Origin of the sequence: Belnapia arida, assembly GCF_016773205.1 — a bacterium.
GTDB lineage: Bacteria > Pseudomonadota > Alphaproteobacteria > Acetobacterales > Acetobacteraceae > Belnapia > Belnapia arida.
In genome coordinates this window covers 959,297-975,312 of the sequence record NZ_JAETWB010000001.1, presented here as the reverse complement: position 1 = coordinate 975,312, position 16,016 = coordinate 959,297, and the positions used below count along the sequence as shown (strand labels likewise).

The 16,016-nt window shown below is 69.8% G+C and carries 14 protein-coding genes; 3 read left to right on the top strand and 11 right to left on the bottom strand.

Translation table 11 applies throughout. The features are described from left to right. Positions 1–14: 14 nt before the first annotated feature. The 11 genes from dxr to JMJ56_RS04700 form a co-directional block, all read right to left on the bottom strand. Positions 15–1,184, bottom strand: coding sequence for a 1-deoxy-D-xylulose-5-phosphate reductoisomerase (gene dxr / locus JMJ56_RS04750; RefSeq protein ID WP_202830427.1), 1,170 nt, complete (start codon positions 1,182–1,184; stop codon positions 15–17). Continuing rightward, on the bottom strand, positions 1,175–2,026 hold the full coding sequence (locus tag JMJ56_RS04745) for a phosphatidate cytidylyltransferase (RefSeq protein ID WP_328702269.1): 852 nt from the start codon (positions 2,024–2,026) through the stop codon (positions 1,175–1,177). Before JMJ56_RS04745 ends, dxr begins: the two co-directional genes overlap by 10 nt. Before the next feature lie 13 nt (positions 2,027–2,039). Continuing rightward, the gene (gene uppS / locus JMJ56_RS04740) at positions 2,040–2,777 is read right to left on the bottom strand and encodes a polyprenyl diphosphate synthase (protein ID WP_456318780.1); all 738 of its coding nucleotides are present in this window, start codon (positions 2,775–2,777) and stop codon (positions 2,040–2,042) included. A gap of 32 nt (positions 2,778–2,809) precedes the next feature. Then, positions 2,810–3,382 carry a ribosome recycling factor gene (gene frr, locus JMJ56_RS04735; RefSeq protein WP_202830425.1) on the bottom strand — a complete coding sequence of 191 codons (573 nt, stop codon included), beginning with the start codon at positions 3,380–3,382 and terminating at the stop codon, positions 2,810–2,812. Between the two features lie 115 nt (positions 3,383–3,497). After that, complete coding sequence (gene pyrH, locus JMJ56_RS04730) at positions 3,498–4,223, bottom strand: UMP kinase (RefSeq protein ID WP_202830424.1); 726 nt, start codon at positions 4,221–4,223, stop codon at positions 3,498–3,500. A gap of 123 nt (positions 4,224–4,346) precedes the next feature. Next, positions 4,347–5,267: a translation elongation factor Ts gene (tsf, locus tag JMJ56_RS04725; RefSeq protein ID WP_043363656.1), complete on the bottom strand. Its 921-nt coding sequence runs from the start codon at positions 5,265–5,267 to the stop codon at positions 4,347–4,349. 89 nt (positions 5,268–5,356) lie between these two features. Continuing rightward, a complete protein-coding gene (gene rpsB / locus JMJ56_RS04720) occupies positions 5,357–6,196 on the bottom strand; it encodes a 30S ribosomal protein S2 (protein ID WP_202830423.1) in 840 nt (279 codons plus the stop codon). A gap of 186 nt (positions 6,197–6,382) precedes the next feature. Further along, complete coding sequence (locus JMJ56_RS04715) at positions 6,383–7,951, bottom strand: ABC transporter substrate-binding protein (RefSeq protein WP_202830422.1); 1,569 nt, start codon at positions 7,949–7,951, stop codon at positions 6,383–6,385. A gap of 49 nt (positions 7,952–8,000) precedes the next feature. Beyond that, a complete protein-coding gene (locus JMJ56_RS04710; protein ID WP_202830421.1) occupies positions 8,001–8,954 on the bottom strand; it encodes an isopenicillin N synthase family dioxygenase in 954 nt (317 codons plus the stop codon). A gap of 82 nt (positions 8,955–9,036) precedes the next feature. Beyond that, positions 9,037–10,680 carry a pyruvate kinase gene (gene pyk, locus JMJ56_RS04705; RefSeq protein ID WP_202830420.1) on the bottom strand — a complete coding sequence of 548 codons (1,644 nt, stop codon included), beginning with the start codon at positions 10,678–10,680 and terminating at the stop codon, positions 9,037–9,039. A gap of 67 nt (positions 10,681–10,747) precedes the next feature. Beyond that, a complete protein-coding gene (locus tag JMJ56_RS04700; protein ID WP_202830419.1) occupies positions 10,748–12,046 on the bottom strand; it encodes a glycerate kinase type-2 family protein in 1,299 nt (432 codons plus the stop codon). 71 nt (positions 12,047–12,117) lie between these two features. Here JMJ56_RS04700 and JMJ56_RS04695 point away from each other — a divergent pair, with 71 nt between their 5' ends. The 3 genes from JMJ56_RS04695 to JMJ56_RS04685 all read left to right on the top strand — a co-directional run bounded on the left by JMJ56_RS04695 (position 12,118) and on the right by JMJ56_RS04685 (position 15,834). Continuing rightward, positions 12,118–12,426, top strand: coding sequence for a DUF1244 domain-containing protein (locus tag JMJ56_RS04695; RefSeq protein WP_043334853.1), 309 nt, complete (start codon positions 12,118–12,120; stop codon positions 12,424–12,426). Positions 12,427–12,592: 166 nt separating this feature from the next. Further along, a complete protein-coding gene (locus tag JMJ56_RS04690; RefSeq protein WP_202830418.1) occupies positions 12,593–12,898 on the top strand; it encodes a DUF2312 domain-containing protein in 306 nt (101 codons plus the stop codon). A gap of 173 nt (positions 12,899–13,071) precedes the next feature. Then, the gene (locus JMJ56_RS04685; RefSeq protein ID WP_202830417.1) at positions 13,072–15,834 is read left to right on the top strand and encodes a PAS domain-containing hybrid sensor histidine kinase/response regulator; all 2,763 of its coding nucleotides are present in this window, start codon (positions 13,072–13,074) and stop codon (positions 15,832–15,834) included. The last annotated feature ends 182 nt before the right edge of the window (positions 15,835–16,016 follow it).

The following is a 16,016-nucleotide window of genomic DNA, read 5'->3' as shown; positions in this document are numbered from 1 at the left end:
ACCGTCGCTCCTGCTCAGGCCGCCGCCCGCCTTGCGGCGAGCCGGCCGGCTTCCTCACGCGCCGCCGTATCCACGGCCAGCACTGCCTCAAGCCCATCAATCGCCGGGTTGCCGAGGGCTTCCAGCGTTTCTTCCACCACCGCGGCGATGTCGAGGAAGCCGAGCCGCCGGTCGAGGAACAGCGCCACCGCCACTTCATTCGCGGCGTTCAATATGGTGGTGGCGCCCTGCCCCGCCTGCAACGCCGCCCGGCATAGCCGAAGGGCGGGAAATCGTACCGTATCCGGAGCAAAGAATTCCAGCCTGCCGAGCGCCACCAGGTCGAGCCGGGGTACCTCGACTGCCATCCGCTCCGGCCAGGCCAGGGCATGGGCGATGGGCGTGCGCATGTCGGGCGAGCCGAGCTGGGCGAGGACTGAACCATCGGCATACTGGACGAGGCCGTGCACCGTCGATTGCGGATGGATCAGGATCTCGATCCGCTCCTCAGGCACCGGAAAGAGCCGCGCCGCCTCGATCAGCTCCAGCCCCTTGTTGAACATGGTGGCGCTGTCGACCGAGATCTTGGCGCCCATGGACCAGACCGGGTGGCGCACTGCCGCCTCCGGCGTCGCTGCCCGCATGGAGGCGAGGTCGGCATTGCGGAAGGGCCCGCCAGAGGCGGTCAGCACGATCTTCTCAACTACCGCCGGGTCGCGCGCATCGAGCGCCTGGAAGATCGCGTTGTGCTCGGAATCGACCGGCAGCAGCGTGGCCCCCGAACGCCGGGCCTCGGCGAGGACGATCTCGCCGGCGCAGACCAGGCTCTCCTTGTTGGCGAGCGCCAGCGTGCCGCCGCGGCCAAGCGCGGCCAGGGTGCTGCGCAGCCCGGCGGCGCCGACGATCGCCGCCATGGTCCAGTCGGCCGGCCGGGCGGCGGCCTCGACCACTGCCTCCGGGCCTGCCGCGGCCTCGATGCCGCTGCCGGAGAGTGCCTCGCGCAGCGCGCCGAGGCAGGCCGGATCGGCCACCACCGCAAGCCGCGCCCCGAAGCGCCGGGCCTGGGCGGCGAGCGCCGTCACGTCCCGCCCGGCAACCAGCGCCTCGACCGCGAAGCGGCCGGGCGGCGCCGCCTCCAGCAGGGCCATGGTGCTGCGGCCGACAGAGCCGGTACTGCCGAGAACGGTGATGCGTTTCAACGCCATAAGGCTTCCCCAGGGCCCAGCAGCACGCCAAGCAACGCCGCGGCGGGCGCTGCCGAGATCACCCCGTCCAGCCGGTCCAGCAGGCCACCGTGGCCGGGAATGAGGCGGGAGGAATCCTTCACGTTGAAGCGCCGCTTGATCCAGCTTTCGAACAGGTCCCCCGCCTGCGACAGCATGCTGAGGATGGCGGCGATCACCAGCACCCGTGGAAGGGGCGCCGTCGCCGGCTCCATCACATACGCCGAGAGCACGCCGACCGCCATCGCCGAGACGAGGCCGCCCATTGCTCCGGACCAGGTCTTGTTGGGAGAGATGGCCGGCGCCAGCTTCGGCCCGCCGAATGCCCGGCCGGCGGCATAGGCGCCGATATCGCTCGACCAGACGATCAGGAAGAGGAAGATGACGTTCCGCAGCCCCGCCACCGCATCGCCCCGGAGATGGATGAGCGAGACGCCCGCGAGGCCAATATAGATCACCCCGAAAGCCAGCCAGAAGCCTGGCACCGCCCGGCGGAAGCGCGGTGGCTCGGCCACCGCCCAGAGGCCGAGGAAGCCGAAGCCCAGCACGGCGAAGGCCCAGTTCCACGCCCCGCCCACCGCCAGCACACCCGCCAGCAGCACCGCAACCGGCACTGCCAGCCCCGGCGGGCGTTTGGTGGAGAAGCCGCAGAGCCGCACCCATTCCCAGGCCAGCAGAGCGACGGCGGCGGCCATCAGCGCCGTCCAGGCCTCCGCGCCCAGCCAGATGCAGAGCAGGGCCGCCGGCCCGAGCAGCATCGCGGAGAGCGCGCGCTTGCGCAGATCGGGCCAGCGCGAGGCGGGCCGGGCGGCCGGGTCGGTCACGCGCGGCGACCGCTCAGCCCGTGCGGGCGCCGAAGCGCCGCTCCCGCCGGCCGTAGTCGCGGAGCGCCCGTGCCAGGTGCTCGGCGCCGTAATCCGGCCAGAGCACGTCCTGGAAGACGAACTCCGCATAAGCCGCCTGCCAGAGCAGGAAATTCGACAGCCGCTGCTCGCCCGAGGTACGGATTATGAGGTCGGGGTCCGGCATGCCGGCGGTGAAGAGGTGCTGCGCGAAGGCCGCGTCGTCGATCGCCTCCGGGTCGAGCCGCCCGTCCCGTGCCGCCGCCGCCATGGCCCGCGCCGCGGCGAGGATCTCGTCCCGCGCGCCGTAGGACAGCGCGACATTGAGGTTCAGCCGCGTCCCGCCGGCGGTGACCTTCTCCGCCTGGTCGATCTCCCGCACCATCTCGGCGCCGAACCGCGCCCGGTCGCCGATGACACGGAGACGGATACCCTCCTTTGCGAAGGTCGCCACCTCGGAGCGCAGATAGACCTTCAGCAAGCCCGTCAGCGCCCGCACCTCTTCGGCCGGCCGCAGCCAATTCTCCGAGGAGAAGGCGAAGAGGGTCAGCCAGCCGATGCCCTGCTCGGCGCAGGACTCGATGGTGCGGCGCACCGCCTCCGCCCCGGCCTTGTGGCCCAGCGCGACCGGCAGTCCGCGCGCCTCCGCCCAGCGCCGGTTGCCGTCCATGATGATGGCCACATGCTGCGGGTGCGCGCCAAGGGACGTCTTGTCCGGCACAGCATCGGTCAGCGGTTGGAGCTTGGGGGCGCCGGACACGAGGCTCAAACCTGCCGGATGTCCTTTTCCTTCTCGGCCAGCGTGCTGTCGATCTGCTTGATGTACTGATCGGTCAGCTTCTGCACCTCGTCGGACCAGTGCTTGACGTCGTCCTGGCTGATCGGCGCCTTCTTGTCCTTCTCCTGCGCCTTCACCTGCTCCATTCCGTCGCGGCGGACGCCGCGGATCGCTACCTTGGCGCCCTCCGCATACTTGCCCGCGGTCTTGATGAGCTCGTTGCGCCGCTCCTGGGTCAGCGGCGGCAGCGGGACGCGGATCACCTGTCCCTCGGTCTGCGGGTTCAATCCGAGGCCGGAATCGCGGATGGCGATCTCGACCGCCTTCACCACCGACTTGTCCCAGACCTGTACCGAGAGCAGCCCGGGCCCGGAGACCGAGACATTGGCTACCTGGTTCAAGGGCTGGTTATTGCCATAGGCCTCCACCCGGATGGGCTCCAGCAACGCAGGGCTGGCACGGCCGGTCCGCAGGCCGGTGAATTCCTTTTTCAGCATCTCGATCGCGCCGTCCATGCGGCGCGTGAGGTCCTGTTTGAGCGTCTTGAGGTCGGCCGGCATGGCCCGTCTCTCCCGATCGGTACGGCCCCGGACATGGTCCCAGGCCTCGTCACATCGCGCCCAAGGCGCATTCAAGCCCAATCCACCATGCGAAAATGGCGGGAAGCGGGCGGCGTCAGTGTTGCTCGACCACCGTGGTGAACTTCCCCTCGCCCTTCATGACGGCCGTGAAGGCGCCGGGCTCGTGGATATTGAAGACGATGATCGGCAGCTTGTTTTCGCGGCAGAGGCTGATCGCCGCAGCATCCATCACCAGGAGGTCGCGGGCGAGCATATCGAGATAGGTGAGCGTCACGTAGCGCTCAGCCTTCGGGTTCTTGCGCGGGTCGGCGGAGTAGACGCCATCTACCTGCGTGCCCTTGAAGAGCGCATCGCATTCCATCTCGGCCGCCCGCAGCGCAGCGGCGGTATCGGTGGTGAAGAAGGGATTGCCCGTGCCAGCGGCAAAGATGACGACGCGGCCCTTCTCCATGTGCCGCATCGCGCGGCGGCGGATATAGGGCTCGCAGAGCGACTGCATCGGTATGGCGCTCAGCACCCGCGTCGGCAGGCCCTGCTTTTCAAGCGCCGACTGCATGGCGAGCGCGTTCATAACCGTCGCCAGCATGCCCATGTAGTCGGCCTGGGCGCGGTCCATGCCGGCCGCGGCGCCGGCGATGCCGCGGAAGATGTTGCCGCCGCCGATGACGAGGCAGACCTCCGCGCCGAGCGCGACCGCACCCTTCACGTCCTCGGCGATGCGACGGACCGTGGCCGATTCGAGGCCGTAGTCGCGGTTGCCCATCAGCGCCTCGCCGGACACCTTGAGCATGACACGCTTGTAGCTGGTCGGCTGGTTCATTATGGGACCGTCACGGGGGCGAGGAACGATATGCAGCGGCCCCCGGCCCCGCAAGGCCCTGGTCGAGCCGCGGACGCCACATGCGGGTGAGCGGAGGCTCCACCCGCATGCAACGGTTTCGGATCAGGCGGCGCCGACGCCCGAGACCTTCGCCACTTCGGAGGCGAAGTCCGGCCCGACCGGCTTGTCGATGCCTTCGCCGAGCTGGAACCGGGCGAAGCCGGTCAGCTTGCCGCCGGCCTTCTGGACGATCGCCTTCACCCGGCTTTCGCCGTCATGCACCCAGACCTGCTCCAGCAGCACCACTTCCTCGTAGTACTTGCGGATGCGGCCTTCGACCATCTTCTCGATGATGGCTTCCGGCTTGCCGCTGGCCCGCGCCTGCTCGGAAAGCACCGCCTTCTCCCGCTCGAGGGCGGAAGGATCGACGGCGGTGACATCGAGCGCCTCCGGCCTCGTCGCGGCGACATGCATGCCGATCTGCCGCCCGAGGCCTTCGAGTGCATCGATCTCCGATGCCGCCTCGAGCGCGACCAGCACGCCGATCTTGCCGAGGCCGGGCCGGATGGCGTTGTGGGTATAGGTGGCGACGGCGCCGCTGCTGACCTCGAGCCGGCGCGCACGGCGGATCGCCATGTTCTCGCCGATGGTGGCGATGAGGCGCGTCAGCTCCTCGGCCACGCTATGCTGCGCACCGGGATAGGTCGCCGCCTTCAGTGCCTCGACGTCCTCGCCGACGGTCAGGGCCAGGCCCGCCACCTCGGAGACGAAATTCTGGAACTGCTCGTTGCGGGCGACGAAATCGGTCTCGGCATTCACCTCGACCATGGCGGCGACGTTCGGCGCGCTGGCAACGCCGACCAGCCCCTCGGCGGCGACGCGGCCGGACTTCTTGGCGGCCGCAGAGAGGCCCTTCTTCCGCAGCCAGTCGATCGCGGCTTCCATGTCGCCGTTCGACTCCACCAGGGCCTTCTTGCAGTCCATCATGCCGGCGCCGGTCTTGTCGCGCAGGTCGCGGACCATCGCTGCGGTGATTTCGGCCATGGATCAACCCTCCATAGGATTGCGGCCGTCCATCCCGAACGGCCGCCATGATGCATCAATCAAGGTCCGCCCGCAGGCGGCGCGAATTCTCAGGCCTGCGCGGCGGGCTGCTCGGCCGGGGTCTCCTCGGCGGCGGCGGCCGCGGTGAACTCCTCCGGCGTCGCCTCCTCGGCGGCGGCGGTCAGCGCCTCGTCCTCGGGCAGTTCCTCTACGGCGCCCATATCGACGCCCGAGGCCTGCAGCCCGGCCGAGATGCCGTCGATCACCGCGCCGGCAACCAGGTCGCAGTAGAGGTTGATCGCGCGGATCGCATCGTCATTGCCCGGGATCGGGAAGGCGACGCCCTGCGGATCGGCATTGCTGTCGACCACGGCGATCACCGGGATGCCGAGCTTGTTGGCCTCCTCGATCGCCAGCTTCTCCTTCACCACGTCGATGACGAAGATGATGTCGGGCAGGCCGCCCATCTCCTTGATGCCGCCGAGCGCGCGATCGAGCTTCTCCTTCTCGCGCGTCAGCATCAGGATCTCTTTCTTGGTGAGACCGGTGATGTTGCCGCCGAGCTGCTCCTCCATCTGCTTCAGGCGCTTGATGGAGCCGGTGATGGTCTTCCAATTCGTCAGCATGCCGCCGAGCCAGCGGTGGTTGACGTAGTACTGGCCGCAACGGGCCGCTGCCTCGGCCACATATTCGGCCGCTGCCTTCTTGGTGCCGACGAAGAGCACGCGGCCGCCGGCCGCCACCACGTCGCGGACGGCGCGCAGCGCGCGGTCCAGCATCGGGACGGTCTGCTGCAGGTCGAGGATGTGGACCTGGTTGCGGACGCCGAAGATATAGGGCGCCATCCGCGGGTTCCAGCGCCGCGTGTGGTGGCCGAAATGCACGCCTGCCTCGAGCAGCAGGCGAAGGGAAACCTGGGGCATCGCCATCGGGCGAAATCCTTCCTGTCAGTCCGGTTGGGCCTCCGCGGCGCCTTCCCGGGAATACTCCGGGACCGGACCCTGCCGTGACGGAAGGGCGCGCCGCGTGTGAATTTGCCGCGCCGGGCTAGGCCCGCCCGCGACGCGGCCGCATATGGCATGGCGGCCGCCCCGGGGCAAGGCCCGGGGCGGCCGTCAGCGGCGCTCCACCCCCCAGAAGACGGGGAAGCTGAACGGGAGCACCCCGCGCAGCTCGGCCCGCCAGGCCGGCGGGCCGGAGAATTGGCCGCCGGGGACGAAGGTGACGGCGTCATGCACCGTCGCCTGCAACTCGTCGGCCAGCGCCCGGGCCGCCTCGGGTGTCGCCGCCTCGGAATAGCGGGCGGTCAGGCCGGCGAGGCGCGGGTCGCAGTACCAGCCGGGATAGTCGACGCAATTGTAGGCGATCAGCGGGTTGGCCAGCGCGTTCGCCAGGTCTACCCCGTTGAAGACGATGGGCGCCACCGACCAGCCTCCCTGCTCCAGCGGCGCCCGGCTGAGGCGTCGCTGCGCGACCGTCGCATAATCGGTGCTGCGCAGGTCGACGGTGAACCCGGCCCGACGCATCTGGTCGGCCATGACGAGGCCGATCGGGTTGAGCAGCGCCGAGGCCGCGGCATGCAGGAAGACCACCGGCTCGCCCCGGTAGCCGCTGGCCCGCAGCAAGGCCCGCGCCCGCTCGGCCGAGGCGGCGCGCAGCCCCTCCGTTCCTGCCTCGGTCGCCCCGGCGGCGTTGCACATGTAGATCGAGCCGCACCAGGGCACCACCATGTCGTCCGGCAGGCCCATCGCCGCCATCACCTCCGGCTGCATGATCGCCGCCTGTAAGGCCTTGCGGATGGCGGGATCGTTGAAGGGCGGCACCGCATGGTTAACGTTCAGCACGGCATAGAACTGGTCAATGCCACGCGGCTGGCCGACCACAACGTTCCGGTTCCGCCGCATCCGTGCGATGTAGTCGAAGGGCAGGATCTCGAGGAAGTCGAGCTCGCCGGATTCGAGCGCGGCCGCCCGGGTGGCCTGGTCGGTGATGCTGACCAGCTCGATCCGCTCCATCCGCGCCACCTTGCCGCCGGCCAGCGCCGAAGGCGGCTCCTCGCGCGGCCGGTAGCGCGGGTTGCGGACGAAGCTGGCCCGTTCGCCCGGCCGCCATTCGGCCTGCAGGAAGCGGTAAGGGCCGGAGCCGACGATCTCCGGCACCGGCAGGTTCGGGTCATGCGCCGCGAGGCGCGCCGGCATCATCACCGGGATGGTGTGCCCGGCCTTGCCCAGCGCCTCGATGACGAAGGCGAAGGGGCGGTTGAGCCGGATCTCGAAGCGCCTGGCATCCACCACGCGCATCTCGCGCGTTGCCGCCATGAGCTGGCCGCCCAGCGCCTCCCGCTTCGCCCAACGGCGGATGGAGGCGACGCAATCCTCGGCCGTCACCGGCTGGCCGTCGCTCCATTCCAGCCCTTCGCGCAGGGTGAAGGCATAGGTCAGCCGGTCCGGGCTGATTTGCCAGCCTTCGAGCATCTGCGGCCGGTACTGTCCCTCGGCATCCAGGCTGACCAGGGTGTCGAAGACGAGGTAGGCGAAGACCCGCGTGGCATTGATGGTGGTGAGAAGCGGGTCGAGAACCTGTAATTCAGTGTTCAGCGAGACGCGCAGCGTGCTGCGGCGGTCCTGCGCCAGGGCGGCGCAGGGGAGCAGCAGAAGCAGCAGGGCAAGACGGCACAGCCTCATTGACGCTCTCCAGGGGGCGTTGGGCCGTGGCTGGCTGTTCTTGGCCGCGCTACTCCGCGGCGGCGGCACCCTTGCGGAAGTGGTTGTAGTTCTGGCCGCGGAACCAGGCCATGTATTCGCCGACCGTCTGCGCTGGGAAGCGCGGCGGGTTCGCCTCGCTGACGCAGGTGGGCAGGGCCTCGATCATCGTCTCGGAATTGGGGTGAAAGAAATAGGGAATGGCATAGCGCGGCGCATCCATCGTGTTGAAGGCGCGGTGCGGCGTGGACAGGAAGCGCCCGTTGGTCCAGCGGTTCAGCACGTCGCCGGTATTGACCACGAAGGTCTGCGGGATCACCGGCGCCGAGATCCACTCGCCCGCCTGCGTGCGGATCTGCAGGCCAGGCACCGGGTTCTGCGCAAGCAGGGTGAAGAAGCTCGAATCGGTATGCGGCGCGATGCCGTATTCGTCGGAGCCGTACTGCACGGGCGGATAATGCGTCAGCCGCAGCGAGCTGAGCGAACGGTCGCAGAGCGGCGTGAAATAGTCCGCCGGCATGTCGAGCGCCCTGGCATAGACCGGCAGCAGCCGCAGCGCGAGCGCCTCCAACGCGGCGAAGTAGCGCAGCGTCACCTCGCGGAAGTCGGGCATCGCCTCAGGCCAGCGATTGGCCGGCTGCGCCGGGTCGCGCTCCGGGTTGACGAAGAAGGCCTCGTTCTCGTTCGGCTTGCGCACGGCGACCAGGCCGTTGGCCCGCGTCGTGCTGCTCTTGTAAGGCAGGTAGCCCTGCATGGCGTCGTCGAGCTTCACCGCCATCTTCGCCTCGAGCGGCTGGGCGTGGAAGCGCGCGGCGGCATCGAAGGTCGCATCCACCAGCGACCAGGGCACGCCATGGTTGGCGATGAACAGGAAGCCGACCGTCTCGCAGATATGGCGCAGCCGGGCGGCGGCCTCCTCCAGCGCGCCGGGCTCGCCGGCAAAGGCGGGACCGAGATCGAGAAGGGGGATGGCGGCATCGGACATCGGGTATTCCTCTTGCGCTGCGGCGGTCCGTCCCGGCGCCAGCATGCGGCAGCGGGCAGACGCGGTCAAACCGCGCCGGCGGCTATTTCACCGCGGCCACCCGCAGCGCATTGGTCGTGCCCGGCGTGGCAAAGGGGACGCCGGCCGTCACCACCACCTCCTGCCCGGGCACGGCGAAACCCTCGGCCTGCGCGGCGCGGAGCGCCTTGGCCACCATGTCGCTCATCGAGTGCGGCTCCTGCGAGACCAGCGGATGCACTCCCCAGACGACGGCCAGCCGCCGCGCGCTCGCCATGCTGGCGGTGAGGCCAAGGATCGGGCAGTCCGGCCGCTCCCGCGCCACACGGAGCGTCGTCGATCCGGTCGAGGTGAAGGTGGCGATCACCTGGGCCTTGATCGTATGGGCCACCTGCCGCGCCGCCGCGGCGATGGCGCCGGCACTGTTCGCCTCCGGCTCGGGCCGCGAATTGTCGGTGAGCGAGCGCCAGTCCGGGTCCTGTTCCACCCGCGCGACGATGCGGTCCATCATGTTGACCGCCTCGAAGGGATACTGCCCCGCCGCCGTCTCGGCCGAGAGCATCACCGCATCCGCCCCGTCGAACACGGCGGTGGCGACGTCCGAGGCTTCGGCCCGGGTCGGCGCCGGGGCGGAGATCATGCTCTCCAGCATCTGAGTGGCGACGACCACCGGCCGGCCCAGCGCCCGCGCCGCGCGGACGATGCGCTTCTGCACCAGCGGCACCTCCTCCGGCGGCAACTCGACGCCGAGGTCGCCGCGCGCCACCATCACGCAGTCGGCGAGGGCGATGATGGCATCGAGGTTCTCGACCGCCTGCGGCTTCTCCATCTTGACCATGACGAGGGCGCGGCCGGCGCAGATCGCCTTGGTCTCGGCCACATCCTCCGGCCGCTGGACGAAGCTGAGGCCAATATACTCGACGCCCCGGTCCAGCACGAAGGCGAGGTCCTCGCGGTCCTTCTCGGTGAGTGCCGGGATCGGCAGCGCCACGTCGGGGACGTTAACGCCCTTGCGGTCGGACAGCGGCCCGCCGACCACGATCTCGGTCTCCAGATGGTCCTCGCGCACGCGCGTCACGCGCAGCCGCAGCTTGCCGTCGTCGAGCAGCAGGCTGGTGCCGATCTGCGCGGCCTTGATGATCTCCGGATGCGGCAGCTGCACCCGCCGCACGTCCCCCGGGCTGGGGCTGAGGTCGAGGCGGAAGGGCTGGCCGGTCTGCAGCTGCACCCGCCCGCCCTGGAAGCGCCCGACCCGCAGCTTCGGCCCCTGCACATCGGCCAGGATTCCGATCGGCCGGCCCACCTTTCCCTCTAGCGCCCGAATGATCGAGATGCGCTCGGCATGGTCGGCGTGCGACCCGTGAGAGAAGTTCAGCCGGAACACATCAGCCCCCGCCCGGTAAAGCCGCTCGATCACCTCGGGCGTGGAGCTGGCCGGGCCGAGGGTCGCGACGATCTTGGTGCGGCGGCGGCGGCGCAGCGGGATACGGGTGGCCATACGGGGCGTGTTCCATTCGAGCGGGGTCTTGTGGAGGTCCGGCCGCAGCCGGTGCGGCGGCAGGTCGAGCAGGCGGGAGAGGTCGGCAACCCGCTCGGCGGGCACCCGCTGCCATTGCGATACGGCAGCCGGGGAAATGCCGAGTGCGGCCGCGATGCGGGTGACGGCGCCGCGCCGGGCAAGGATGTCTTCCAGTTCTGGGTCGCGCATCGGGGCAGCTTAGGGATTTTAAGTTGCCCCGCCCATGACCCCTGCCGGCTTAAATTTGAAGCCTGGATTAAGTTACAAGGACCGCCCGGACATCGTTCACATTGGTCAGCGTCGGCCCGGTGACAACGAGGTCCCCAATCGCGGCGAAGACCCCATAGCTGTCATGCTCCGCCAGCATCGCCCGCGGGTCGAGCCCTGCCGCCCGCGCCCGCGCCAGCGTATCCGGCGCCGCAATCGCCCCCGCCGCCTCGGACCTGCCGTCGATGCCGTCCGTATCGGCCATCAGCGCCCAAACGCCGGGAAGTCCCCCCAGCGCCAGTGCCAGGCCGAGCAGCCCTTCCATGCTCCGTCCACCCCGCCCGGAGGCGCCTGGCGGCAGCGTCACCGTCGTCTCCCCACCCGAGAGGATCAGCGCCGGCCGCCCGACCGGCAGCCCATGCGAGGCGCTGCTGCGGGCGATGCCGGCCAGCACCTTGCCGAGCTGGGCGGCCTCTCCCTCCAGCGCATCGCCGAGGATCAGCGGCGCGAGGCCCAGCGCCTCCGCCTCCCGTGCCATGGCCCGGAGCGCCATCAGCGGCGTGGCGATCATCCTGAGCTCCGCCCCCGCAAGGCGTGGGTCACCCGGCTCCGGGCTCTCCTCCAGCGCCTCCTCCAGGTGGCGCACCACCGCTGGCGGTAGCCGCATCCCGTAATGCGCGACCAGCGCCCGTGCCTCGGCAAAGCTCGTGGGGTCGGGCACGGTCGGCCCGGAGGCAATCACCGCGGGATCGTCTCCCGGCACGTCGGAGATCGCGAGCGTCACCACCCGCGCCGGATGCGCCGCCGCCGCCACCCGCCCGCCGGAGAAGGCGGAGAGGTGCTTGCGGATGCAATTCATTTCCTGGATGGGCGCGCCGGAGCGCAGCAGCTCGCGGTTGACCGCCATAAGATCGTCGAGGGAGAGCCCGACCGCCGGCAGGGTCGACAGCGAGGAGCCACCGCCCGAGACCAGGAACAGCACCAGATCCTCGGCCGAGAGCCCCTGCAGCAGGCCAAGCATCTCCGCCGCCGCCGCGGCGCCTGCCGCATCCGGCACCGGATGGCTGCCGAAGCGTACCGCGATGCGCCGTCCGGGCGGCGGGTCGGGCACATCGGCGCCATGGGTCGTGATGATGAGGCCCGAGAGCGCCCGGTCCGGCCAGGCGCGCTCCACCGCAAGCGCCATCTTCGCCGCCGCCTTGCCGACGCCGATGACGATGCAGCGGCCCCGCGGTGCCTCCGGCAGATGCGCCGGCAGCGCCGTCAGCGGGTCGGCCGCCGCAAGCGCGGCCTGGAACACCCGGTGCAGTGCCGCCCGCGCCCCTGCATCGTCGAAGCCAGACGCCATGCTTTCACCCCTCCCCTTTGCCTCGGCGCCAGTATGAACCATTTAGGGCCCTGACCGAGAGGGAGAGCCCCATGCCCGATATCGACCCCGCCACCCGCACCGAACTCGAAGCCGCCGCCTTCCGCCGCCTGGTGGAGCATCTCCGCGAGCGGACCGACGTGCAGAACATCGACCTGATGAACCTCGCGGGCTTCTGCCGGAACTGCCTCAGCAAGTGGTACCGCGCGGCCGCTGAGGAGAAGGGCATCCCCCTGGCCGACCCCGAGGCGCGGGAAATTATCTACGGGATGCCCTACAAGGAGTGGCAGGCGAAGCATCAGGTCGAGGCCACCGCGGCACAGAAGGCGCAGTTCGCCGCCTCCAACCCGGGGCATGGCTGATCGTCGTTGCTGCCGGGCCGCGGGCGCGGTAGGAGCGTGAACGCAGCGGCTGGATCGGCCCGCGGCATGAATCACGCGATAAAACAACGACCTAGGCCGTGGTTTTCGCTTCCTTTGGCGGCAATCATGGTCTAGGAGCGCCGCCCGCCCTGGAGCTAGGCAGCAGATGAGCGACATCGATTTCGAGGACGAAGCCCGCGCCAGCCGCGCCCGCCAGGAAGCCGATCCGGACCCGGAAGTGGGCGGCATCGCCGTGGACCGGCTGCGTTCGATTATCGAACGCATCGAGCGCCTGGAGGAGGAGCGCAAGGCGCTCGCCAACGACATCAAGGACATCTACGCCGAGGCCAAGTCGGCCGGCTTCGACGTGAAGGTGGTCCGCCAGCTGATCTCGTTGCGAAAGAAGGAGCCGGCCGAGGTGGAGGAGCAGGAGACGCTGCTCGACCTCTACAAGCGCGCCCTCGGCATGTGATAGGCTGGGTTAGTGCGGTTTGAGCTTTCGTAACGAATTGAATTCAGATGCTGCCGGGCGCGTCTGCCCGGTGGCTGCTTTCGTCTTGCGAGGCTGTACTGACTGACTATCCCGAGACCATGGCGCCTGCGCCGCCCGCCTTCCTTGCGGGAGGCGGGCGCACGGGCGCCCTGATGCGCAGCATCGACTGGTCACAGTCCCCGCTCGGCCCGCCGGAGGGGTGGCCTGCCTCGTTGCGCACCGTGGTCGGGCTGATGCTTGCCTCGCGCTTCCCGATGTTCGTCGCCTGGGGGCCGCAGCTCGGCTTTCTATACAACGACGGCTACGAGCCGATCCTCGGCGCCAAGCATCCGCGCGCCATGGGCCGGCCCTTCCAAGAGATCTGGGCCGAGATCTGGCCGGACATCCGACCGCTGGTCGACCGGGCGCTGGCCGGCGAGGCCACCTGGGCCGAGGACATGCATCTCGTCATGGAGCGGCATGGCTACCCGGAGGACACCTGGTACACCTTCTCCTACAGCCCGGTCCGCGACGAGGACGGGGCCATCGCCGGCATGTTCTGCGCCTGCACCGAGACCACCGGACAGATTCTCGCCGATCGCCGGCGCGCCGCAGCCGAGGCGGCGCTGCGCGAGAGCGAGGCGCGCTTCCGCACCATGGCCGACCATGCGCCGGTGATGATCTGGACCACCGAGCCGGACGGCCATTGCAGCTACCTCAACAGCCGCTGGTACGAATTCACCGGCCAGGCTCCCGGTACCGGTGAGGGATTCGGCTGGCTCGAGGCTTCTCATCCCGAAGACCGGCCGCGCGTCGAGGCCAGCTTCCGCAAGGCCAATGCCGTGCGGCAGCCCTTCCAGGCGGATTACCGGCTGCGCCGGGCCGATGGCAGCCTCGCCTGGGTGCTCGACACGGCGGCGCCCCGCTTCGGGGAGAGGGGCGAGTATCTGGGCTTCATCGGCTCGGTGATCGACATCTCCGAGCGCCAGCAGGCCGCCGCCGCGGTGGCGGCGAGCGAGGCCCGCTTCCGCGCCTTGATCGAAGCCTCCGCCCAGATTGTCTGGACGACCGATGCCAAGGGCTCCGTGCGGGATGATTCCGCCTCCTGGCGCGCCTTCACCGGCCAGAGCGAGGCGGAATGGGTCGGCTCCGGCTGGCTCCAGGTCGTCCATCCCGATGACCGTGATCAGGCGGCGGCCCGGTGGCGTGAGAGCGTCGCCAACCTGCGTCCCTATGAGGTGGAATACCGCCTGCGCCACCGCGACGGCGGCTGGCGATGGACCTTCGCCCGGGGCGTGCCGCTACTCGATGACGAGGGGCGACTGCAATCCTGGGTCGGCATGAACATCGACATCGAGGACCAGCGCCAGGCCGAGGCGGCGCTCCGCGCCCTGAATGCCGAGCTCGAGGCCCGGGTCGGGGAGCGTACGCGCGAGCGCGACCGGATGTGGCGCCTCTCCCAGGACCTGATGCTGGTGGCCCGGTTCGACGGCACCATCACCTCGGTCAATCCAGCCTGGGCACGGCTGCTCGGCCGTGATGCCGCTGCCCTGCTCGGCACCCGCTTCCTCGACCTCATCCACCCGGAGGACCGGGCGTCGACCCTCGGCCAGATGGACAGCCTGGCCGGTGGCCTCGCCACGCTCCGCTTCGAGAACCGCTACCGCCATGCCGATGGCGGCTGGCACTGGATCTCCTGGACCGCGGTGCCGGCTGAAGGGCAGATCCATGCCGTCGGCCGCGACGTCACCGCCGAGAAGGAAGCCGCCGCCGCGCTGGCCGCGGCCGAGGAGCAGTTGCGCCAGGCGCAGAAGATGGAAGCCGTCGGCCAGCTCACCGGCGGCATCGCGCATGACTTCAACAACCTGCTGACCGGCATCATCGGCTCCCTCGCCCTGCTGAAGAAGCGCGTCACCGAGGGCCGCATCGCTGAGACCGGCCGCTACATCGCCGCCGCCACTGAATCGGCCGAGCGGGCGGCGGCGCTGACCCAGCGGCTGCTCGCCTTCGCGCGCCGCCAGCCGCTCGACCCGCGCCCCGTCGACGTCGCCGCCCTGATCCGCTCCATGGAGGAGTTGCTGCGGCGAACCCTGGGTGAGGCCATCACCCTGTCGATCGAGATCGCGCCCGGCCTGCCGGCAACGCTCTGCGACCCCAACCAGCTCGAGAATGCCATCCTTAACCTAGTCATCAATGCGCGGGACGCCATGCCGGGCGGTGGACGGCTCACCATCGCCGCCGCCGAGGCCCGGCTGGGCACGGGCGAGGAGACGGCGCCCGGCGACTACGTCGCCATCACCGTCGGCGATACCGGCATCGGCATGCCGCCAGCGGTCGCGGCCCGCGCCTTCGACCCATTCTTCACCACCAAGCCGACCGGCCAGGGCACCGGGCTCGGCCTGTCGATGATCTACGGCTTCGTCCGCCAGTCGGGCGGCACAGTCGGTATCCGCACGGCGCCGGGCGAGGGCACCACGGTGCGGCTATGCCTGCCCCGCCATGCCGGCGCCGCCCGCGCCATGCGGGCCGGCCCGCTCCCAGACCTTGCTGGCGCACCATCGGCCCGCACCGGGGAGACCGTGCTGGTGGTGGAGGACGAGCCGGTGGTGCGGAGCGTGCTGATCGAGGTGCTGCACGACCTCGGCTACCATGCGGTGGAAGCGGCCGATGGGCACGAGGCGCTGGGCCTGCTGCACAGCGACTGGCCGCTAGACCTGATGGTCACCGATGTCGGCCTGCCGGGCGGGATGAACGGCCGGCAACTCGCCGATCTGGCGCGGGAGCAGCGGCCCGGGCTGAAGGTGCTCTTCGTCACCGGCTATGCCGATGCGGCCGGCCTGTCGGGCGAAGTCCTGGCGCCGGGGATGGCGCTGATCGCCAAACCCTTCGAGGCAGGCAACCTCGCCCGCCGGATCCGCGCCCTCATCGAGGGCTGACGGTCAGCGGAACTGGGTCAGTGCAGCCGCCGCGGCCACCAGGCCGAAAGCCCAGGGCAGCATGGAGATCAGTTCGTTCATGGCCGCTCGTCCTCGATCCGTCCGCCCACCCGGTCGGGCGGGAAAGATTGCTCTTTTGCAATCTAGACTTCGAGAAGATGACAGCCCACCCATCATTCCGC

Bases quoted from the DNA above. Each gene is read 5' to 3' on its own strand.
- dxr (WP_202830427.1), bottom strand. From the start codon at position 1,184: ATGGCGTTGAAACGCATCACCGTTCTCGGCAGTACCGGCTCTGTCGGC.
- frr (WP_202830425.1), bottom strand. From the start codon at position 3,382: ATGCCGGCCGACCTCAAGACGCTCAAACAGGACCTCACGCGCCGCATG.
- pyrH (WP_202830424.1), bottom strand. From the start codon at position 4,223: ATGAACCAGCCGACCAGCTACAAGCGTGTCATGCTCAAGGTGTCCGGC.
- tsf (WP_043363656.1), bottom strand. From the start codon at position 5,267: ATGGCCGAAATCACCGCAGCGATGGTCCGCGACCTGCGCGACAAGACC.
- rpsB (WP_202830423.1), bottom strand. From the start codon at position 6,196: ATGGCGATGCCCCAGGTTTCCCTTCGCCTGCTGCTCGAGGCAGGCGTG.
- JMJ56_RS04715 (WP_202830422.1), bottom strand. From the start codon at position 7,951: ATGAGGCTGTGCCGTCTTGCCCTGCTGCTTCTGCTGCTCCCCTGCGCC.
- JMJ56_RS04710 (WP_202830421.1), bottom strand. From the start codon at position 8,954: ATGTCCGATGCCGCCATCCCCCTTCTCGATCTCGGTCCCGCCTTTGCC.
- pyk (WP_202830420.1), bottom strand. From the start codon at position 10,680: ATGCGCGACCCAGAACTGGAAGACATCCTTGCCCGGCGCGGCGCCGTC.
- JMJ56_RS04700 (WP_202830419.1), bottom strand. From the start codon at position 12,046: ATGGCGTCTGGCTTCGACGATGCAGGGGCGCGGGCGGCACTGCACCGG.
- JMJ56_RS04695 (WP_043334853.1), top strand. From the start codon at position 12,118: ATGCCCGATATCGACCCCGCCACCCGCACCGAACTCGAAGCCGCCGCC.
- JMJ56_RS04690 (WP_202830418.1), top strand. From the start codon at position 12,593: ATGAGCGACATCGATTTCGAGGACGAAGCCCGCGCCAGCCGCGCCCGC.
- JMJ56_RS04685 (WP_202830417.1), top strand. From the start codon at position 13,072: ATGCGCAGCATCGACTGGTCACAGTCCCCGCTCGGCCCGCCGGAGGGG.